Raw genomic sequence first — 20,726 nt, 5'->3', positions numbered from 1 at the left:
GTTCAGAACCACGTGCGAGAGCTTGACCGGAATCGACTCACCCTCTTCGACCTTGCGATGTTGCCGCACAGCCACATCCGCGGACACCTCGATGGTACGCCCGTCGACATCGAAGAACCGGAATCCGTAGCCTCCGCCCATCGTCTGCAGGGTGCCCGGCTCCCCCACCAATTGCACACCGCCTACAGCGAGACGCTCGGCCAGGCTGTCGACACTTGCAATATCGGCCATTCCATAGGACACCAGGTCGAGCCGCTTGTCGGAGTCCTTGCGAATGCGTACGACGTACTGCTCGGGCGAGCCCTCGGCCGCGAGATAGGTCACGTCACCGTCGGTTCCGACGTTGGTCAAACCCCATTGACGGGTGTAGAAGTCGAGTTGCTGTTGGTAGTCGGGTACCGCGAGATCGACATGGCGAAGATGGGTGAATGCGTAGTTGCTCATGATTGGACTCCTGATGAGGCGGTCGACAGACCAAGCCGGAAGGCGTTGTCGCCGAGTATGGAACGAGTGACAGCTTCGGTCAGGCCGGCGGCGCGAACCTGGGATACGGGATCGGTAATGCCCATGTCGAATGGATAGTCCGACCCCAGAACGACGGACTCCGCACCCACCGCGTCGACGAGTGCTCGAAGCGCACCCGCCCCGTGCACGAGAGAATCGAACGTGATCCGCGGCAGGTAGCTACTGGGCAGGTCGGCGCACCGACGAGCCTCGGGGCGCACCTCCCACGCGTGGTCGGACCGGCCGATGTAGGTGGGCAGATAGCCGCCTCCGTGCGCCGCGAGCACCGTCAGAGTGGGGTGACGATCGAGTACACCTGCGAAGATGATGTGCGACAGCGCGACAGCGTTCTCCACCGGCTGCCCGACCGTGTTCGACAAGTAAAACCGATCGAGGCGTTCGTCGAGCGAGCACCCGAATGGATGCAGAAACACCACAGCATTCAGCTCGGCAGCTCGCGCCCAGAACGGTTCGAGACGCGCGTCGGACAGCTCGACGCCCGGCGCGAACGAGGAAATCTCGACGCCTGCCAATCCGCAGGTGATCACCGCGTCGTCCAGGGCCGCAACTGCGTCCCCGGGATGCTGCAGGGCAATCAGACCCAGTCCGACGAGCCGTAACGGCTCCTCGGCGACCAATGCAGCGATGCCGCGGTTGGCGCTCGACGTGACCGCCTGCGCGAGTTCACGATCGGCCCAGTAGTGGTAGTGCGACGGGGACGGTGAGACGACCTGAACGTCGATCCCCGCCGCGTCCATGTCGGCAAGGCGTCGGTCCACACCGACAAGCTGAGGAATGCGGGCTGCGACCATCTTTCCCGACACCTCCAGCGACTCGGCGCCGTTTCGTCGGGCATCGAGCGCGCGATGTGCGTCGAGTCCGGCTCGGCCTGCCACTGCTGCTTCGATCTCGGGGACGATGGCGTGCGCGTGGACGTCCACGACCGGGGCGCTCATGGTGCCTCGCTGACGAGAGCGGCGACGCGGCCCATCACACCAGGAACATCGGCATCGGTGGCGTGTTCGAGCATCCACGTTCCGATCTGCACCGACGCCTCCACGACTGCTCGCGCCCGAGGGAGGCGACGGCCGGTGAAGTCGTCGAGTAGGGCGTCGTCGATCGTGTTCGCACCCAGCACCATGTCCGCCAGCACAATGGCGTCCTCGAGCCCTTGCGCTCCGCCTTGGGCCACGGTGGGAGGGCAGCAATGTGCGGCGTCGCCGATGAGGACGACCCGTCCGCGGTGCCACGGACCTTCCAGCACATGGGTTTCGAACCACGTGTAATTGATGGCCTTCGGATCGTCGAGATGCTGTTTGATGTCGTCCCAGGGACCGTGATAGCTCTCGGCCAGGCCCTGCATGACGCCGAGACGCTGCTCTGGCGTCAAGCAGGTGCGGTCCTGTGCTTCTTCGACGATGTAGGCATAGAGCGAGTTCACGCCGGTGGGGCAATACCCCGCGATGTAGCCGGCTCCGCCGTAGTAGAGGTCGGTGCGGGTGACACTGTCCGGACGCGGGCCGACGAGTCGCCAGATCCCCATTCCGGTCGGACGCGGGGTCAGATCGATACCGATCGCAGCCCGAACCCACGACCTCACACCGTCGGCACCGATCACCAGGTCGTACCGTCCGATCGTCTCGTCCGAGAACGTCACCGCGACACTGGACTCGTCCTGAATCAAGGAGCTCGCCGTGACACCGAATCTCAGCTTGGCACCGGCGTTTTCGGCTGCCTCGTGCAGTATCGACGCCAGAACGGGTCGCTCCATTCCCATTCCCGAAGGAAGGTCGGGTCCGCCGGTACGAGCGTCGTCCATCTCGACGAGCAAGGTTCCGCCAGCGTCGGGCGCCCGTATTCCGATGGTATCGAACCCGTACCCGTGCGCAGACACCTCGTCCCACACTCCCAGGTCTCTCAGAACGCGTAGTGCGTTGCCTTGCAGCGTAATTCCTGATCCAGCGGCGTTTCCGCCCGGCGTGATTTCGACGACGTCGACCGACGCGCCGCCCTTCGCCAGCGCGATCGCCGCTGCTGATCCCGCGATCCCTGCCCCGATGACGAGCACCGATGTCATGACGCGTCCACCACAGGAGTCTGCTGGTATCCCAGGCCGGTGATGGTCGAGGTCATCACGTCGCCCCCGCGCAGAAGCCTTCCCCAGTGCATTCCGTTGCCTGCAGGGCTGCCCGTCAGAATGAGGTCGCCCGGCAACAACTGCACCGTCTGAGACACAGCGGCGACCAACGATGCAACACCGAACAACATGTCCTTGGTCGACTCGTCCTGCATTGCCTTGCCGTCGAGTTCGAGTGTCAAACGCATCTCGGACACGTCCCCTGCGTCTTCCTTCGGCACGATCCACGGCCCGAGAGGCAGAAAGCCGGGCGCGTTCTTTGCTCGCAGCCAGTCGGTGCCGATTTCGGGCATATCTCGTCGGAACACCAGTTCGCGCGTGGTGAGGTCGTTTGCGATGGTGTAGCCGGCAATCGCGTCGAGCGCCTCTTCCTCGGACAACTGGTACGCGCGTCGTCCGACAACTGCGACCAACTCGAGTTCCCAGTCGTTGTTGTGCGTGCCGGCCGGGAGGGTCACGGTGTCGTACGGTCCGGTGACTGCAGAGGGCAGGCCGACGAAGAAGTACGGATCACCCTCTGCCGCACGTTTGTCCATCATGTCGGCAGCATCTGCGCGAACCTGTTCTTCGGTTCTTCCATTCGAGATGTCTGCGTGTTTGACCGCAAGATCGATGACGTGTGTGCGGTAGTTGGCACCCGCTTGCAAAATCTGACGCGGCTCGATCGGCGCCGACATCCTGGCGTCGGCGACCGCGCTCCACTCGCCATCGGTGGACGCGGCCAGAGATCGCAGGACCGGCAGAAGTCGATCCCAGTCATCGAGAATCGCCCGCGTACTGACGGGAGAAGTCATATCCAGCCGATCGGCGACGGAATCGAGATTGAGTAGGGCACCGGCGGCCAGAACAACCGCATGCGGTCCATCCGCCAGTGTGGCCGTGCCGAGCGCGAAGGCCGGTAGGGGCCGAGTGTTGGTATCCACAGGAGGCTGACTTTCGTTCGACGTGGGTGTGATGGCAACCACTGTTCCGTGGCGGCGCACATCAGTCAAAGAAACAAATTTGATAGTCACTATCAACGACATTGATGCCTTGTCCATAAATCAGATTGATGATGGATGTCAGCAATTGCGATTTCCGTGATCAGCCTCCATCAGCACACACTGATCGCCAAGACGTGATCCACCTCACTCGCATTCCTGATTCTCCGGAGGCTCCGCATGACCCAACTCGGTTCCGTACCTGGCGTACACGAGAAGACCCCACGTCGCAGACACGGCATTCTGCTGGTGTCGATGAGCTGTCTACCGGTTCTCGGTGCCGTACTTCTCGCCCCGATTCAACCCCAGATGCTCGACGCCTTCGCCGACACTCCAGGCGTGGACGCACTGGTCCCACTCACCATCACCGCGCCAGCCTTGATGATCGGGCTCCTCGCGCTCGGGGCGGGACGCGTAATCGACGCGGTGGGCCGCATTCGACTGCTGACCATCGCACTGGTCGTGTACTCGCTGTTTGGAGTCGCGCCGTTCTTTCTGGACTCGCTCCCCCTCATCGTTGCCTCCCGCCTCGGCGTAGGCATTGCCGAGGCCGCCATCATGACGAGCTGCACGACCTTGATCGCCGACTACTACTCCGGCCGACAACGCGCACAGTACTTCGGTCTTCAAGTGGTGTTCACCAGCGTGTCGGCGGTCGTCTTCATCGGCCTCGGCGGCGCTTTGGCGCAGGACAATTGGCGAACGCCGTTCTGGCTCTACACCGTCGGCATCGTGTTCGCGGTCATCGCGCCGATCATGCTGTGGCAGCCACATTCGGTGGCCAAGATCAAAGACCGCGTTGAGTCGATCAGCTGGCGGCCACTCTTGCTTCCGTTGGCAGTCACCTCGTTCGGCGGAGCTGTCTTCTACGCGCCGATCGTCCAGATCCCGATCAAGCTGGACGCCGCCGGAGTGGACAATCCAGGCGCAATCGGCGCAGTCAGCGCAATCGTCGCCATAGCCACCGCAATTGCCGCGCTGATGTTCGGCCGGGTATCGGAGTCCGGTCCGAAGCGACTGCTGCCCATCTCATTCGGCGTGGCCGGCCTCGGACTGGCATTCATCGGTTTGGCCTCGAGTCCGCTGACGGTTGCGGTGGGTGGAGTAATCGCGTCTGCCGGATGCGGACTACTGCTCCCCACCCTGCTCCTATGGGTTGTCAGCGACCTCGAATTCGCCCAACGCGCCCGCGGAACCGGGGCGTGGACCGCAGCGACGTTCTCCGGTCAATTCCTCAGTCCACTGTTAGTCCTCGCACTCGGAGGTTTGCCGGGCGCGCTTGTCGCGATAGGAGCGGCGTCGGTGGTTCTCGCGATTGCACTTCCACGACTCGGCGACTTCGCCGCTCAGCCTGCGTCCGGGTAGTCGGCATAGATCGGTCCGTCTAGCACCGCAGGGGTGTCCTGCCAGCATTCCCGGTCCCGCAACTTAGGCAGAGCCGTCCCAGTCGAGCGAATGATTGCGACAATCGGGGCACACGGGCTACGGTCCTGCGAACCTTCGATCTACGTGAGCAGGAATTGTCCATGAAACGAACAGCCGCAATAGTCCTCGGTGCCACAGTCATCGCTCTCGGTACGCCGTCCGTCGCTGCAGCAGATACTGGAAGCAGCGCCTCCGGAAGCGCAGAATCGATCCAGATGAATGCACTCAGCCTGATCACAACCATCAACGCATTGATTGCCGGGTGCACACCAGTGATCCTGTCCGGCCAGGTGTGCACCGGCGTCGTCCCGACGCCGGGCCCCTTCGGCGGATAGTCACGTCAGAAAACAGTCGTGTCTTGTTCAGAACCACTCCCACGAGAATTCATCCTCCCTTCATTCGATAGTGCTAGCTACTCGCCCATGCAGTCCGAAATCGCCTGTCCGCCTGGGTGACCTGCGAGAAATTCAGCACACTCGCCCGATCAGACGACCAAAGACCCTAGGGCTGACACTGCGGCGTGGACACACTCGGGACTATGGCGACAAACCAGAGAATCGAACGGTACGCCCATCGAGGACGCGCGGATATTGGAATCGACGACACGTTCGTGCGAGGTGTCGTCGCGCGGGTCTGCTCCGGAACGCTGGGCGACCGGACGCTGGGCAGCCGATGAGCTCCCAGCAAGAAGCACTCGTGAAGCTCGCCTCGAAGCTCGACGGCCTCCGCAAAGAGCTCATCGATACCGCGGATACCGACGATCGGCTAGCTGCGGTGCACCCACGCAATCGGGCCAGCGCCGAAAACCTCACGCACTACATGGCATTGCGCAGACATGACGTACGCGTCCTGCAGACAGATCTCGCGGCATTGGGGTTGTCATCACTGGGACGGTCGGAGGCGCACGTCCTCGCATCCGTCGATGCGGTGCGGGCGGCAGTGGCCAGCCTGGCCGGGTTGGAGCCCCCCGAGGATGACAAGGGCATGGTGGACTTCGCTACTGGTGCACGGCTACTCGAACGCAACGCGACCACGCTGCTCGGTGCCGGTCGCAACGGCCGACTGACGCGCATCATGGTGACTTTGCCCAGCGAAGCGGCCACCGACGCATCCCTCGTCGACCGGCTCGTCGCAGCAGGAACCGAAGTTGTAAGGGTGAACTGCGCGCATGACGGTCCGGCGCAGTGGGCCGCGATGATCGCCCACGTGCGCACCGCGGCCCGGGCGCACGGCCGCCACGTGAAGGTGACCATGGATATCGCCGGCCCGAAACTACGGACCGGGCCGATCCTCCCCGGAGCCGCAGTGGTGCACATCAAACCCACGCGCGACGATCTGGGCCGATGTGTGGTTCCAGCCCGGGTATGGCTGACACTGCCGAACGGGCCCGACTGCCCTGACACGGCACGCCTTCCGGTGACGGACGAGAAGTGGCTCGCCCGACGCAGGAAGGGCGAGCGGATAACGTTCCGCGACGCCCGGGGATCCGAGCGCAGTCTCCTGATCACCTCGGTTACATCCGAGGGATGTGTGGCGGACTTGGCGGATACCGCGTACGTAGTGCCGGGCACCACCATGCACCACTTCCACCACCATGACCACGAACACCACCATCATCACGGTGACGATGTCGCGCAGGTAGGCGCGTTGGCGTCGCGCGCACAGAAGCTCCGGCTCCATGTCGGCGACGACCTGCTGATGGTGCCAGATCTCGATCCCGTCGACCCACATGCCACCCCGGTTCGGATCGGATGCACCTTGCCTCAGGTGTTCGAGGACGCCCGAGTAGGGCAGCGCGTGTTCTTCGACGACGGAAAGATCGGCGGCGTCATCGAAGCTACCGGTCCGGGTGGATTGACGGTGAAGATCACGGACGCGGCACCGCAAGGCGCCTGGCTCGGCGAAGGCAAGGGCATCAACCTGCCCGACAGCCAGTTGCGACTGTCGGCGCTGACTGACCACGACACAGCACACTTGCCGTTCGTGGTCGAGCACGCCGACGCCGTGAGTCTCTCGTTCGTCAGAAGCGCCGACGACGTCGCCCTCCTGCAGCGCCGGCTCGCAGATCTCGGCGGCACCCATCTCGGCGTGATACTGAAAGTAGAGACCGTCGCCGGATTCGAAAACCTGCCGGAGATCTTGCTGACGGCGATGCGATGGCCGCAGGTCGGGGTGATGATCGCCCGCGGCGATCTGGCAGTGGAGGCGGGTTATGGGCGACTGGCAGAGCTACAGGAAGAGATCCTCTGGATCTGTGAGGCGGCACATGTGCCGGTCATCTGGGCGACGCAGGTCCTCGACACGTTGGCCCGCACCGGTCGCCCATCGCGCGCCGAGGTCACCGATGCGGCGATGGCCGGTCGAGCGGAGTGCGTGATGCTCAACAAGGGCCCATTCGTCGATCACGCCGTCGTCTTTCTCGACGACATCCTCGGTCGGATGGCAGAGCACCAACGAAAGAAGAATCCGATACTGCGGCAGCTGCATTCATGGGGTGACCCCCACGACGTCGGATCCGAATCCGCCGAGGACCGCGCGTCGTGAACGAGGTGCTGGCCGAGTGCGGACACGGAGATGTCAGCACTGCGAGTATCGCGGCCGACGCGATGCGTAACACGTAGATTTGACGTGAGTACTTTGCACCGCCAAGATGCTTGTTATGCCAACTAGCGATCGAGCGGTGCAACTCCGCAAAGGCGTGCTCGAGCTCGCGATCCTCGCGGTCTTGGCACGCGAGGAGTGCTATGCGATCGAGATCATCGCCCGACTCGATGCGTACCCCGCGCTGACCGCAACGCCCGGCACGGTCTATCCACTTCTGGCCCGTTTGGACAAAGCCGGCAAGGTCACCACCCGATGGGCAGAGGCTGCGGGAGGCCCTCCCCGAAAGTACTACCGGCTCACGAATGAAGGCCGCGCCTCACTCGACGACGGCGCCAAGGCCTGGACGGCATTGAGCAACGCAATGACCGAGGTTCTCAGGAAGGAGCACGACGCATGACGAAGCAGTACCTCCGCACCGTTGGCCAGTACCTCAGCGACCTCTCCGCGTCGGACCGCAAGCACGCACTCGAAGCACTTGCGGCACAACTCGACGAGCTTGCCGATGCCGGCATTGATCCCGTCACTGCCCTCGGCGACCCCGTGAGGTACGCCGAACACCTGCGCGACGCACTCATCGACGGAACACCTGACGGGCAGACACAGTGGCGAGTACTAGGCCTCCCCGTCGAGACTCGGGGGCCGGTGAGCGCAGAGGTTCGATCGCGCACGTGGGATCCCACGGACCCACGACTCATCGTGCCTCGACTCTTCGGTATCGGGTGGACCCTCAACCTCGGCGCGCTCGCCGTGAAACTCGGGCTCATTCGACCCGACGACGTGAGTGACGATGTGCTGAATCGAATTCCGGCGCGCAACCTCCGACGCGCCCAACTGGCTCCTCTCGTTCTTGCAGGTGCAACAGCAGCGATGCTCGCGGCCAGCTGGCGCGGTGTTCCACTGTCTGTCGCGTCCGGGTTCGATGCAGCGGGACGCCCGCGGGGAAAAGCTCCTCGTTGGACACTGATCGGCGCGGTCGCCCTCGGCGTTGTTCCCGCGTTGTGGGCTGCAGGGAAGAGTGCAACAGTCGAGGATCGGCTCGTACGAGCAGCAAGCGCAGCGTCCCTCGCGGTGATCTCTGCAAGCACCGTCGCGGCGACGGTCATCCAGGCTCGACACGCTCGGGGACGTTGGGGACTCCTCATCCCCGCAGCTTTGCCGCTTGCAGCCGCCGCTTCACTTGCCGTGATAGTTGCACCGCTGCGGTCGGGGATGCGGGCAGCGTGGCGAACCGCAGCTACCGAAACTGCACGTGTCCACGCAAAGGAACAACCATGATCCCCGACCTGTCCGCGATGCCGACGCCAGCACTTGCAGCACTCGGCATTGCCCTCCTGCTGCAGATCACGCTCGCAGTAATCAGTCTCGTCGTTCTTGCACGCACTCCGCGCGAACGCCTGGTCTTTGGGAAGAAGTGGCCGTGGGTGCTGATCATTGTGCTGGTCAACTTCATCGGAGCGATCTTGTTCTTTGCGATCGGTCGGCGCCCCGCAAGCGTCGCCGACACACATATCGGGGCGCCGACCGCCGATGGTGTGTCCCAGACCGTGCAGCGCCTGTACGGGGATGATCGACCGTGACCGCAGCGATCGAGATCAACGGCCTGGTCAAGACCTACGGTCGCCATCGAGCGCTCGACGGCCTCGACCTTCGAGTCGAGCAAGGTTCGGTCTTCGGGTTTCTTGGAGCCAACGGTTCGGGCAAGACGACTGCACTGCGCATCATTCTAGCTTTGGCGCGTCAGACCGCGGGGAGCGTGCGCATTCTCGGTCATGAACCTGGCAGCGCCGGTGTGCGACCGCTGATCGGCTACTGCCCCGACGTGCCAGGATTTCTACCCTGGATGACCGCACGGGACGTGCTCGAAAGCAGTGCCATTCTCTTCCGTCTACCCGAGCCACTCGCCCGTCAGCGAGTGGGCGATCTTCTCGATCTGACCGGGCTGGCGGACACGAGAGCCCACGTCGGCGGATACTCCCGCGGGATGCGACAACGGCTCGGGCTCGCACAGGCGCTTATCAACAGTCCACGGCTACTCCTGCTCGACGAGCCGACCTCCGCCCTCGATCCAATGGGTAGACGTGTGGTGCTCGAACTGATTTCGGAGCTGCGAGGCAAGACCACCGTGTTCTTCTCCACCCACCTTCTGCCGGATGTCGAGCGAGTATGTGACAGCGCCGCGATCATCGATGCCGGTCGCATCGTCACATCTGGACCTCTCGAACAGATACGAGCGAAGAACAGCGCCACGCGATCCCGACTTCTTGTCGAGGTGGATTCCCCGGTGAAGCTTCAGGACGCACTCGCCGAGCAACCCTGGGTGTCGAGCGTGACCAAGGCCGAAGCACCCGGAGCGCTCGTCGTCGCGGTGACCGATTTCGATGAAGCCGCTGCGCGCCTCCCCGCTCAGATCGCTGATCTGGGCCTGCGGTTACGCAGGCTGGAGCCGCAAGAGGCCAGCCTCGAGGACGTGTTCGTCGGCATGGTGGGCGCAAGATCTTGAATGGCACTCTCCCGCTCCTTCGCTTGCGCGCCCAGGAGATTTACCGGACATGGCGTATCTGGGTGCTCCCCGCGGTCATGGTGCTGCTCGCTGCATCCAGCGCCGCCCTAGCACGATTCACCAACGAGATCCTTGCCTCTGCGCTCGCAGGCGAGGCCGGAGCGATCTCGCTGCCTGACCCCACTGCGGCGGACTCGTACGCGCAATGGACGAAGACCCTCACCCAGATCATCGTGCTGGTGGTCATCGTCATGGCGGCCGGCGCAATCAATAGTGAAGTCCGCTCCGGGGTCGCGGCCACCATCCTGGTCAAACCAGCAAGCCGTACGGCCTACGTGCTGACACACGCATTGGCCCTGGTGACATTGGTCGCAGGGTCGGCGCTTGCTGGCGGATGCGTCTCCTGGCTGGCAACTCAAGCGTTCTTCGGCCCCTCACCCATCGGACCGGTGCTCGGGGCGACGGCAGTGTGGGTCGTCCTCGCGACCGTGTTGATTTCGGCGTCGCTCCTCGCATCAGCAACGATCGATGCCGCAGCAGGGGCAGCCGGGATCGGGATCGGGCTGTTTTTCGCGCTGGCGATCCTGGGTGTCATCCCTCAGCTCGCCGAATACACACCTGTCGGTCTCATGCAGGTCGTCAACGCGCTAGCCGTCGGAACACAATCATCCGATCACACCTTGTGGTGGCCGCTCGGCACCAGCTTGCTCCTCACTGGATTGCTCCTCACAGCGACAGTGCTTGCTTTCCGAAGGGCAGAGATCTGATGACAGACGCCTCAGGCATGGTCCGCAACCACTGGTCCACCCCCTGCCTGCAACGTCGACGTTCTTACGACGGACGCTGGAGGGCCGACCGAACGACTCGGTCGACAATCAGCGAGATCTGACGGAGGTCCCCCTTGTCCCGCGGCGAGTACAACAGCACATACGGCTCGGGAAGGCCGACCAACGGCCGCCCGGCGAGTGGATGCAGCTCTCCCCAGCCGGCGTCGATAATCGCTTGTGCATCAGACAGGTCCGTGACTACGTGAAGCGACCCATCCCCTGAATGAACATGAACGAGCTCACCTCCTGACTTCCTCAACACCGGAGTCGTCCGGAAATCGTCGGCCACGAAGAGCGCCTCACCGCGGCGTTCGAAACGACTGCGCGCCATGTACATACGGCCTTCGGAGGCCGACGCATACGACTCCAGAAGACCGGATAGCGCCGCGACGCCCTCGGGACCCGCTGTGTCACCGGTCTGCCGGTGCGGAATCGGGTAGGGCGCCACAGGCGGACGAGGACCGCCTCTATGTGGAAGCTCCCAGCTGGGGACTCGTACCGACACGCCCGCAACCGTCATGGGATTCCTCCCCAGCGGGCGCAACGCCGTCGCAATCAGCCATCCCAGCGGATTGAACGGCAGGCCACCAGGACCGAGCTCCTTCCACCCCGAGTAATTCTCCCGAATAGCCCTCACTGCGCCCCCGCTTCGGTCGATAAGCCTGCGTGCGGCGCAATGGTAGCCGAATTGGCACCTGTGCCAATGCCGGAATTCTGAGCCCCACGCGCTCTTGTTCGCCCAACAAACGAGGGCGACATGTATCAGTCGGGCGGGGCGATCCTTTGCCCGATACCGCGAAATCGGTCTGGGGCCGACTCGCTGAGCAGTCCATGGTCATGCAAGGTCGAAGCCCTCGCGAGCTCGTTCGATCTCCGGCATATGGTCGGTTGCCCATTGCAGGATGACATCGATCGGCGGCCGGAGTGTCTTACCCAGAGGCGTGATTCGGTACTCGACGGCGACGGGGCGCGAACTGAGTAGAACCCTTTCGATAATCCCGTTTCGTTCGAGTTTGCGCAGTGTCGCGGTGAGCGACTTCTGTGTCACGGTCGGGATCGCGCGACGCAGTTCGTTGAAACGGCAGGGTTGTTCGCAGAGTTCATTGAGGACCGCGAGCGACCATTTGTCGAGAATCTGATCGAGCAGCTCGCGGTGAGGTGTGCTGACAATGAGTTCGTCCCGCGCGGCCGAGGTATCCGTCATGAAACCACGTCTCCTTGAAGTGCCTTTCGTGTACCAGGTATCAATGTTATACCTAGCCGCACCAACCGAAGGGAACTCCATGTCCGTCATCTATTCCAGCCCAGAAGGCATGACCCTGCACGTGCCGTACAACCACGTCGCTGTAGGTACCGGAACGCGCCACGTACACGTCAGCGGCCAGATCGCACGCCGGGCCGACGGAACCCCCGTGGCCCCGGGCGACCTTGCGGGGTCAGGTTGCACAAGCACTGCGTAACACCGCGATCGGATTGACAGGTGCGGGCGCGACATTCGGCGACGTATTGAGGTTGACGTTCTACGTCACCCAGTGGGCACCCGAGAAGATAACCGAGTTCATGGCAGGTGTCGAACAGGTCGCCGTCGAGATCGGGCTGCCGGTTCCCATGCCGCCCGCCTCGCTCATAGGGGTCGACTATCTCTTCGAACCAGACGTCCTTGTAGAAGTCGAAGCAACTGCAATCCTCGACTGACTTTCGCTGCGCCGTCAGGCCGGACTCATCGAGATTTCGGCACTACTCACGCATCTGGTCGATCAATAGTCTCTATTGCCGGCGGCAGACGCTGGCCCCCGATCCCGAGCGCTTGCTGTCCATTTTTGGGCGGTGACGTCAGCGTGAAGTACTGCAACTCGCTGATCCGGCCTGCTGTCAACGATTCCGTCTCCGGAAGAGCTCACGGGGAGGTGGGTCCGCCACGATCTTTCCGTCACTGATTACGACGCCTCGGTCTGCGGCCGCTGTCGCGAAGCCCACCTCGTGACTGACCACCACCACCATTGTCATTCACTCGTCGCGCAACCGCAGCATCACGTCCAATACCCTCGTTGACCATCTCGGGATCCAATGCCGAGTCGGTTCATCGAACAGCATCACTTCGGGATTCATTGCCAGCGCGCGGGCGATCGTCACGCGTTGCTGCTGTCCACCGAACAGTTGCAACGCGTCACCCGGAGAGATCGCAGACCGAGCCCATAGTCCAGTCCGCGACCGGCGAAGCCACAAAGCGCTCGGCCTTAGGGTCATCGGCCGCTTACAACGCGGAGCCGTCCGAATGGTTGCCCACACCACCTACAGCTCCCATCTACGTAATGGTGGCCGTCTTCACGCTCGCACTCGTCCACTGCGCATCCGCTGCTGCACGAGAGCATCTGGCCACATCGGCACCGCTCGCCGTCACAGCCCGGGTGGTGAAGTGCTCCCGGCGGGGTAGCGCAGTCGTGACACTTGTTCCTCCCATTCGGTATTCGAGAGGGCCGCCATGAGCAACCCACCGAATCGAGCATTTCCAACTCGCACGCCATGCAAATCGCCATGCCGTGCAGATTCGCACGAAGCACCGACATCAAGGATTCTCACGTTCGAACACCTTGATGCGTTTCTGCGCTCCCTCGTTACCCTCGGAACCTTGACGTCCATTCGCTCAACACGCAGATTTTCGGACAATAGTGGATCCATCTGGACACCGATTGAACGCCGATTCGACCCGGTACGAGATGTGTCGTGACACTCTCACGGCATGCCGACGACAAAAGCGGCTCCGGACTCCTCCGGAACCGCCTCTGAGCTGCTATATGTGTCGGGCTGACAGGATTTGAACCTGCGACCACTTGACCCCCAGTCAAGTGCGCTACCAAGCTGCGCCACAGCCCGCCGCGCCCCTGAAGGCGCTCGATGAGATTACCCCAGCCCTACCCCTGGGGAGAAATCGCCTGGTCAGGGGCAGGGCGAGCAACCGTCAGCGGTGACCCTTGCCTGCCCGTTCCCGCTTCTCGCGGATGCGGACGGACACGCGGATCGGGCTGCCGTCGAAGTTGAACTCCTCACGCAGACGCCGCTCGATGAAGCGGCGGTAGCCGGCCTCGAGGAAGCCCGTGGTGAAGAGAACGAACGTCGGCGGACGCGTCGACGCCTGAGTCGCGAACATGATCCGCGGCAACCGGCCACCACGCATCGGAGGTGGCGTCGCAGCGACGACCTCCTTCAGCCAGGTGTTCAGCCTGCCCGTCGGGACGCGCTTGTCCCAGGACTCCAGCGCAGTCTCGAGCGCCGGAACGAGCCTCTGAACAGCCCTACCGGTGTGCGCCGAGATGTTGACACGCTGCGCCCACGGAACCCGAGCCAGATCGCGGTCGATCTCCTTCTCGAGCTGCAGACGACGGTCCTCGTCGACCAGGTCCCACTTGTTGAACGCCAGCACGAGTGCGCGACCTGCGTCGGCGACCATGCTGAGCACACGCAGGTCCTGCTCCGAGATGACCTCGGACGAGTCGAGCAGCAGAATAGCGACCTCAGCTGCCTCGATCGCCGACTTGGTGCGCAGCGACGCGTAGAACTCGGCGCCACTGGCATGACTGACGCGCTTGCGCAAACCAGCCGTGTCGACGAATCGCCATGTCTTGCCGCCCAATTCGACGAGCGAGTCGACCGGGTCGACGGTGGTTCCCGCGACGTCGTGCACAACGGAGCGCTCGTCACCGGACAGTTTGTTGAGCAGCGAAGACTTACCGACATTCGGCTTGCCCACCAACGCAACTCGTCGTGGTCCACCGCCAGGGATGCCTTCGCGGGGCGTTTCCGGCAGAGCTTCGAGAACACGGTCGAGCAGATCGCCGGTGCCACGACCGTGTGTCGCGGACACCGCATGCGGCTCACCGAGACCCAGCGACCACAGCGTCGCAACCTCGGACTCGGTACGGCCGTCGTCTACTTTGTTGGCCACCAACAAGACCGGAGTCTTGGATCGCCGAAGCACCCGGGCCACAGCCTCATCGGTGGTGGTGGACCCGACTCGTGCGTCGACGACGAGAAGAATCGCGTCGGCGGTATTCATCGCCAGCTCTGCCTGACGTGCAACGGATTGCTGCAGGCCCTTCGCGTCGGGCTCCCAACCACCGGTGTCCTGCACCAGGAATCGGCGTCCGGCCCAGTTCGCCTCGTACGAGACACGGTCACGGGTAACGCCGGGCACATCCTCGACCACCGCTTCACGACGGCCGATGATGCGGTTCACGAGAGTCGACTTGCCCACGTTCGGACGACCGACGACAGCGAGCGTCGGGACGGCAACGGCAGCCTCGGCGTCTTCACCGTCGACATAGTCGAGAAGGTCCCACTCCCCCTCTTCGCTCCATGTGCCGTCACCTGCGGTTTCGGATACGCCGCTGTAAAATTCCTCGGTCACTGCTTCACTCCAGTTCTATCGTGAACAACCTGGAGCAACGCGGCGATGACGCCGTCCATGCCCAGATCGCTCGTGTCCACGATCACGGAATCCTCGGCAGGCCGCAGTGGAGACACGGCGCGAGTGGAGTCCGCGTGATCGCGGCGTTGGACGTCGGCGAGAACTGCGTCGTAATCGTCGCCGCGTCCTTCGTCGATGTTCTGCTTGTTTCGTCGCCCGGCACGGGCCTCCGGCGAGGCGGTCAGGAAGATCTTGACGTCAGCGTCGGTCAGTACGACCGTGCCGATGTCACGGCCCTCCACCACGATTCGCGGGGACAGAGCCACGAGGTCACGCTGCATCTGCACGAGCAACTCACGCACGCGTGGCACAGCGGACACCGCCGAGACGGCTTTTGTGACGGCGTCGCCGCGGATCTCCGCGGAGACGTCCTCACCGCCCATGGTGACCGCTTCGGCCTGTGGATCGGTGCCGATGTCGAGCGGAAGCGTCGCGACGACGTCGGCGACCTTGTCCGCATCGTTCGGGTCGATCCCCGCACGAAGCACCCACACCGTCGCCACCCGATACATCGCACCGGTATCGAGGTACGAGGCGTCGAGTGCGGTTGCCAGCTTGCGAGAGACCGTCGACTTCCCGGTTCCCGACGGCCCATCCATGGCGATAACGAGGCCACTCATCACAGACCGACCGACTCGTACAGCTTGCCGATCTCGCCGCGTCCGAGAACGCGGAGCGTTCCGGGACGCTGATCACCGAGCGCCACGTTGCCCACATCGGTGCGCACGAGGCGACCGACCGGGTAACCGACCTGCTCGAACAACCGTCGCACGATGTGCTTGCGACCTTCGTGCAAAGTGACCTTGACCAACGAGAGCCCGTTGCTGATGTCGAGCAGCGCGAAGCCGTCGACCTTGACCGGACCGTCGTCGAGGGTGACGCCGCTCTTGAGCTTCTTGCCGAGATCGCGCGGAATCGCACCGAACAAAGTGGCAAGGTACGTCTTCGACACCTCGTACGACGGGTGCATCAGGCGGTGAGCAAGATCACCGTCGTTGGTGAAGAGCAACAGCCCTTCGGTGTCGGCATCGAGACGTCCGACGTGGAACAGACGCTGCCCGGACTGCACGCGCTCGGAGACGATGTCGCCGACGCACGGGCGGCCCAGATCGTCGGACATCGTGCACTGCCATCCGCGCGGCTTGTTCATCGCGAGGTGGACGAGTTCTTCCTTGACGACCACGCGGGTGCCGTCGACGCGCACGACGGCGACGTCCGGATCGATCCGGATTCCTTGCTCGGTGACGATGCGTCCGTCGACCTCGACACGGCCGTCGGCGATCAGTTCCTCGGCTGCACGACGCGATGCGACGCCGGCCTGCGCGAGCACTTTCTGCAACCGAACACCTTCACCGCGCGGCACATGGCGACGCTTGGTGTCGGGCTCGATGTACTGATGCTTCGCCGGCTTGGCGTTGCTGATCGTGGTCGTCGGAGTCTGCTTCTTCTGCGGCTTCGGCGGCTTGGGCCGTGACGGCTTCTTGCGCGGCACGGCATCGTTGCTGCGATCGTTGATGCCGGTGTCCACCGGCTTTTCTTCGAACGATTTCTGCTGGTCGGCGCCCTTACGAGGGGCCGAGCGTGGCGCTCCTGATCGCGGCGCAGCTGATCGGGATGCTCCCGATCGTGGTGCTCCCGATCGAGGTGCGGCGGGTCGTCCGCCTGTCCGAGGCGCGTCGCCACTGCGGCGACCGTCGCGCGGATCCTCCGACCTAGCTGTGGTCGGCTTCCTGTGCGGAGCCTGTCGTTTGTTCCTGTCCGGTGTGCCATCACGGCGAGCGGGCTTGTTCACTTCTTTACCTATCAGTCGTCCGAGTCGAGCTCGGCTACCGGATCGGGTTTCGATCCGCGGTTCTTGGTGGAGCGGGTAACTCTCGGGTCGGTATCCATGCTGTCACTGATCTCGTCGATCAGGTCCACACCGGGCAACAACGGCGCCAACGCAGGCAAGTCCGTCAGTGAAGCCAGGCCGAGCCGTTCGAGGAACAACTCAGTCGTGGAGTACATGGTGCCGTTCGATTCCGGGTCGACTCCAGCTTCCGAAATCAGACCGCGAGCGAGCAAGGTGCGCATCACTCCGTCTACGTTGACTCCTCGCACGGCGCTGACTCGCGCGCGGGTCAACGGTTGACGATATGCGATAACGGCCAGAGTCTCCAATGCCGCGCGTGTGAGTTTCGACCGAGCCCCGTCGAGAAGCAGCCTTTCGACGTAGGGCGCGAAGGCCGTGCGTGTGTAAAAACGCCACCCGTCACCCGCGTATCGAAGGTCGATTCCGCTACCGCGTTCGGTGAACGCAGCGGACATCCGAGCCAGCATCGGCTTCACCCGCGCGGCATCGCAACCGACAGCCGACGCCAACTGCTCGTCCGATGCCGGCGAGTCGACGACGAGCAACACCGCTTCCAGAGCGGATTCGAGGGTGGCGTCGTCGAGCTCCGACTCCTCGGCGACTTCGTCGAGTTCGGGTGAATCCGTCATCTGTTGTCCCTGATCATCCATAGTCCACCGCCGCGACGATGATCTCGTCTGCCTTGGCCTTGCCCGTCCAACTCACCAGCAGCTCCCCCAGCGCCTCAGGCTGGTCGAACGCAAGCATCTGCTCACGGAACAGTTCGAGCAACGCGAGGAATCTGGCGATGATCTCGACTGTGTGTTCGCACCCCTCGGTCAGCTCGGAGAACGGAGTCCACGCACCCTCGCCCTTGCTCTCGAGGCGGTCCATGACCCATTTTGCCTGCTCGGGAATCGACACCGAATGCTGATGGATGTGATCGAGGCCGACTTTGGGGATGGGTTTGGGTGCAAACGCTGCCGCAGCGATATCGGCGAACCGCGCCGGATCGACGCCGAGCAGCACCTCGGGTATCAGATCGGCGTACCGGTCCTCGACCGACACCGACCGCGGATAACGCCGCAGCGCAGCAGCTTCCAGCTCGCCGAACAACTGGGCGACCTGCTTGTACGCGCGATACTGCAGCAATCGCGCGAACAGTAGGTCGCGCACTTCCAGCAACGCCAGATCCTCGGCATCCTCGACATCACCGGACGGGAGCAACCGCGCAGCCTTGAGATCGAGCAATGTCGCTGCGACGACGAGGAACTCGGTCGTCTGATCCAGACCCATCTCTTTGCCGAGGGTCTTGGTGAACGAGATGAAGTCGTCGGTGACGGTGTGCAGCGCCACTTCGGTGACGTCGAGGCGATGCTGACTGATCAGCGTCAACAGCAAGTCGAACGGGCCCTCGAAGTTGAGCAATCGCACCCGAAACCGTGACGGATCGACATCTTCGGGAACTTCGATGGTGGCCGAATCGGTACCGGTCTCCGTCATGGTTTACGGGCCGGACCGGTAGATCACCTCTCGGGCCAAAGCCCGATAGGCCTGTGCACCGGAGGATTTGGGAGCCCAGGTGGTGATCGGCTCCCCCGCGACGGATGTCTCGGGGAACCGGACCGTCCTCGTGATCACGGTGTCGTAGACGACGTCGCCGAACACCTCGACGACGCGAGTCATGACCTCACGCGAATGCAGCGTTCTTGCGTCGAACATCGTCACGACGATGCCTGCCAACTTGAGCCGAGGGTTGAGTCGGTCGCGCACCTTTTCGACGGTGTCGTTGAGCAACGCCAGACCACGCAGGCTGAAGTACTCACACTCCATCGGGATGAGGACTTCGTCGGCACAGGTGAGTGCATTGACGGTCAACAACCCGAGAGAGGGCTGGCAGTCGATCAACACGTAGTCGTACCGGTCGAGCACCGGATGCAGTACGCGCCCGAGTGTCTGTTCACGGCCGACCTCGGTGACCAACTGAATCTCTGCGGCCGACAGGTCGATGTTGCTCGGAAGCAGATCGAGATTCTCGACGCGTGTGCGCATCAAGACGTCGTCGGCGGAGACCTTGGACTCTACGAGAAGGTTGTAGACCGTCAAGTCCAGCTCGTGATGCGCGACGCCCAGTCCCGCGGACAGTGCGCCCTGAGGATCCAGGTCGACCAACAGCACACGACGTCCGTACGCAGCCAACGAGGCACCCAGGTTGATGGTCGACGTCGTCTTGCCGACGCCACCCTTCTGGTTGCACATCGCGATGATCTTGGCCGGGCCGTGGCTCGGAAGAGGCTTCGGCTCGGGCACTTCCCTGGTCTTGCGACCGGTTGGACCTAGCTGATCGGCTGGAGGAATGACGTCTTTCGTTTCACGGCTGCTCTCGGGTTGGCGGGTGTGGAACAACGCGCCTTCGCTGTGCGGATGCTGCGGCGACAGACCGTCGGGCGTGGCCTCGTAGGTCCGATACGACGCGTCGTGCTTCGGAGCCGAGGACACTGGAGTAGCGGGCACTGGAGTAGAGGTCATCGGAGACGGTTCACCCCAGGTCTGCCCGGGGCCTGACTCCGCCGCTGGCGGCTGCGGTGTCGACACTTCTCCTACGCTCCCCTGTCCGTTCGTTCTCGGCCCGTTCGTTCTCGGCCCGTTCGTTCTCGACCCGTTCGAATCGAAGGCTGCGACAGCTGCCGACGACCGTTGATCAACGCTACCGCGTGCCGTGACGGCAGCTTCGCCGGACACGCGCAAAACCACAGCCGAGCGGTCACCGTGCGCGCGGATGCGCCTCCGCCCACACTTCGCGCAGCGTATTGACGGTGACGAGGGTATAGATCTGCGTCGTCGTCACCGACGCATGCCCGAGCAACTCCTGTACGACGCGAACGTCCGCGCCTCCGTCGAGCAGGTGCGTGGCGAAAGAGTGCCGGAGGGTGTGCGGTGACACCGCGGTCGCGACGCCCGCCCGTTCCGCCGCCGTTCGAAGCACTTGCCATGCGGTCTGCCTGGAGAGTCGGCCGCTACGTGCGTTGAGGAACAGGGCGGGGGTCGCCTTCGTCGCCAAAGCAGGCCGGCCCCGAATCAGATAGGCATCGACAGCCTCGATTGCGGGTCGACCGACGGGCACGAGCCGCTGCTTGTCGCCCTTGCCGCGCAGGAGCACCGATCGCGATTCGGTGTCGATGTCGTCCACGTCGAGTCCGACGGCCTCGGAGATCCGGGCGCCGGTCGAATAGAGCAGTTCGAGTAGAGCTTTGTCCCGCAGACCTCGGGGCGCGTCGTCTCCCTCGGTGGTTGCCGAGTCGAGTATCGCGATGACCTGATCGAGCGGCAGAGACTTCGGGAGCCGGCGACCCGGAGTCGGAGGTTTGACAGCACTCGCGACGTCGACCTGTGCCATTCCTTCCAGCGCAGCGAACTTGTGGAGTCCGCGCACCGCGATGAGGGTCCGGGCAG

General features: G+C 63.4%; 21 protein-coding genes, 1 tRNA gene and 2 pseudogenes. 9 read left to right on the top strand and 15 right to left on the bottom strand.

All coding sequences use genetic code 11. The features are described from left to right. The 4 genes from A2J03_RS03500 to A2J03_RS03485 all read right to left on the bottom strand — a co-directional run. The coding region (locus tag A2J03_RS03500; protein ID WP_197480606.1) for a VOC family protein at positions 1-444 on the bottom strand (444 nt) is incomplete at its 3' end. Continuing rightward, complete coding sequence (locus A2J03_RS03495; RefSeq protein WP_068369734.1) at positions 441-1,460, bottom strand: amidohydrolase family protein; 1,020 nt, start codon at positions 1,458-1,460, stop codon at positions 441-443. The genes A2J03_RS03500 and A2J03_RS03495, both read right to left, overlap by 4 nt. Continuing rightward, the gene (locus tag A2J03_RS03490; protein WP_068369731.1) at positions 1,457-2,581 is read right to left on the bottom strand and encodes an FAD-dependent monooxygenase; all 1,125 of its coding nucleotides are present in this window, start codon (positions 2,579-2,581) and stop codon (positions 1,457-1,459) included. The genes A2J03_RS03495 and A2J03_RS03490 overlap by 4 nt, the downstream gene beginning before the upstream one ends. Further along, the gene (locus tag A2J03_RS03485) at positions 2,578-3,564 is read right to left on the bottom strand and encodes a fumarylacetoacetate hydrolase family protein (protein ID WP_068369728.1); all 987 of its coding nucleotides are present in this window, start codon (positions 3,562-3,564) and stop codon (positions 2,578-2,580) included. Before A2J03_RS03485 ends, A2J03_RS03490 begins: the two co-directional genes overlap by 4 nt. A gap of 237 nt (positions 3,565-3,801) precedes the next feature. Between A2J03_RS03485 and A2J03_RS03480 the strand changes: the two genes are divergently transcribed. The 8 genes from A2J03_RS03480 (at position 3,802) to A2J03_RS03445 (ending at position 10,917) form a co-directional block, all read left to right on the top strand. Then, the gene (locus A2J03_RS03480) at positions 3,802-4,986 is read left to right on the top strand and encodes an MFS transporter (protein WP_068369725.1); all 1,185 of its coding nucleotides are present in this window, start codon (positions 3,802-3,804) and stop codon (positions 4,984-4,986) included. Positions 4,987-5,147: 161 nt separating this feature from the next. Then, positions 5,148-5,381, top strand: a complete 234-nt coding sequence (locus tag A2J03_RS03475; RefSeq protein WP_068369722.1) for a hypothetical protein — start codon at positions 5,148-5,150, stop codon at positions 5,379-5,381. A 337-nt stretch (positions 5,382-5,718) separates the two neighbouring features. Then, positions 5,719-7,590 carry a pyruvate kinase gene (locus A2J03_RS03470; protein ID WP_068369719.1) on the top strand — a complete coding sequence of 624 codons (1,872 nt, stop codon included), beginning with the start codon at positions 5,719-5,721 and terminating at the stop codon, positions 7,588-7,590. Between the two features lie 115 nt (positions 7,591-7,705). Continuing rightward, positions 7,706-8,047, top strand: a complete 342-nt coding sequence (locus A2J03_RS03465; protein ID WP_068369716.1) for a PadR family transcriptional regulator — start codon at positions 7,706-7,708, stop codon at positions 8,045-8,047. Beyond that, positions 8,044-8,925 (top strand): DUF5808 domain-containing protein, encoded by an 882-nt coding sequence (locus A2J03_RS03460; RefSeq protein WP_068369714.1) that lies wholly within the window; start codon positions 8,044-8,046, stop codon positions 8,923-8,925. The genes A2J03_RS03465 and A2J03_RS03460 overlap by 4 nt, the downstream gene beginning before the upstream one ends. After that, entirely contained in the window at positions 8,922-9,227 is a 306-nt protein-coding gene (locus A2J03_RS03455; protein ID WP_068369711.1) for a PLD nuclease N-terminal domain-containing protein, read from the top strand. Before A2J03_RS03460 ends, A2J03_RS03455 begins: the two co-directional genes overlap by 4 nt. Then, positions 9,224-10,150 carry an ABC transporter ATP-binding protein gene (locus tag A2J03_RS03450; protein WP_068369708.1) on the top strand — a complete coding sequence of 309 codons (927 nt, stop codon included), beginning with the start codon at positions 9,224-9,226 and terminating at the stop codon, positions 10,148-10,150. The genes A2J03_RS03455 and A2J03_RS03450 overlap by 4 nt, the downstream gene beginning before the upstream one ends. After that, a complete protein-coding gene (locus A2J03_RS03445; RefSeq protein ID WP_156520178.1) occupies positions 10,147-10,917 on the top strand; it encodes an ABC transporter permease in 771 nt (256 codons plus the stop codon). The genes A2J03_RS03450 and A2J03_RS03445 overlap by 4 nt, the downstream gene beginning before the upstream one ends. 64 nt (positions 10,918-10,981) lie before the next feature. On the opposite strand, the gene A2J03_RS03440 is transcribed toward A2J03_RS03445, so the two are convergent. Further along, positions 10,982-11,614, bottom strand: coding sequence for a luciferase domain-containing protein (locus A2J03_RS03440; RefSeq protein WP_156520177.1), 633 nt, complete (start codon positions 11,612-11,614; stop codon positions 10,982-10,984). Positions 11,615-11,812: 198 nt separating this feature from the next. Next, positions 11,813-12,181: a winged helix-turn-helix transcriptional regulator gene (locus tag A2J03_RS03435; RefSeq protein WP_068369699.1), complete on the bottom strand. Its 369-nt coding sequence runs from the start codon at positions 12,179-12,181 to the stop codon at positions 11,813-11,815. A gap of 79 nt (positions 12,182-12,260) precedes the next feature. Between A2J03_RS03435 and A2J03_RS03430 the strand changes: the two are divergent. Further along, positions 12,261-12,672, top strand: a pseudogene (locus tag A2J03_RS03430) (Rid family hydrolase). Between the two features lie 177 nt (positions 12,673-12,849). On the opposite strand, the pseudogene A2J03_RS31455 reads toward A2J03_RS03430, so the two are convergent. From A2J03_RS31455 to A2J03_RS03390, 9 genes and pseudogenes are all read right to left on the bottom strand, one after another. Then, positions 12,850-13,137 (bottom strand): annotated as a pseudogene (locus A2J03_RS31455) (ATP-binding cassette domain-containing protein); the annotation flags it as partial. Between the two features lie 640 nt (positions 13,138-13,777). Next, positions 13,778-13,851, bottom strand: a tRNA-Pro gene (locus tag A2J03_RS03425). An 85-nt stretch (positions 13,852-13,936) separates the two neighbouring features. Then, on the bottom strand, positions 13,937-15,382 hold the full coding sequence (gene der, locus A2J03_RS03420) for a ribosome biogenesis GTPase Der (protein WP_068369695.1): 1,446 nt from the start codon (positions 15,380-15,382) through the stop codon (positions 13,937-13,939). Then, positions 15,379-16,062 (bottom strand): (d)CMP kinase, encoded by a 684-nt coding sequence (gene cmk / locus A2J03_RS03415; RefSeq protein ID WP_068369693.1) that lies wholly within the window; start codon positions 16,060-16,062, stop codon positions 15,379-15,381. The genes der and cmk overlap by 4 nt, the downstream gene beginning before the upstream one ends. Then, complete coding sequence (locus tag A2J03_RS29680; protein ID WP_082897562.1) at positions 16,062-17,234, bottom strand: pseudouridine synthase; 1,173 nt, start codon at positions 17,232-17,234, stop codon at positions 16,062-16,064. Before A2J03_RS29680 ends, cmk begins: the two co-directional genes overlap by 1 nt. 11 nt (positions 17,235-17,245) lie before the next feature. Further along, positions 17,246-17,923, bottom strand: a complete 678-nt coding sequence (gene scpB / locus A2J03_RS03405) for an SMC-Scp complex subunit ScpB (protein ID WP_068369737.1) — start codon at positions 17,921-17,923, stop codon at positions 17,246-17,248. A 13-nt stretch (positions 17,924-17,936) separates the two neighbouring features. Next, the gene (locus A2J03_RS03400; RefSeq protein ID WP_068369690.1) at positions 17,937-18,776 is read right to left on the bottom strand and encodes a segregation and condensation protein A; all 840 of its coding nucleotides are present in this window, start codon (positions 18,774-18,776) and stop codon (positions 17,937-17,939) included. 3 nt (positions 18,777-18,779) lie between these two features. Next, the gene (locus A2J03_RS03395) at positions 18,780-19,802 is read right to left on the bottom strand and encodes a ParA family protein (RefSeq protein WP_231912344.1); all 1,023 of its coding nucleotides are present in this window, start codon (positions 19,800-19,802) and stop codon (positions 18,780-18,782) included. 235 nt (positions 19,803-20,037) lie between these two features. Further along, the coding region (locus A2J03_RS03390) for a site-specific tyrosine recombinase XerD (protein ID WP_068369687.1) at positions 20,038-20,726 on the bottom strand (689 nt) is incomplete at its 5' end.

Source organism: Rhodococcus sp. EPR-157, assembly GCF_001647195.1.
Taxonomy (GTDB): domain Bacteria; phylum Actinomycetota; class Actinomycetes; order Mycobacteriales; family Mycobacteriaceae; genus Rhodococcoides.
This window is presented reverse-complemented; position numbering and strand designations above follow the sequence as displayed.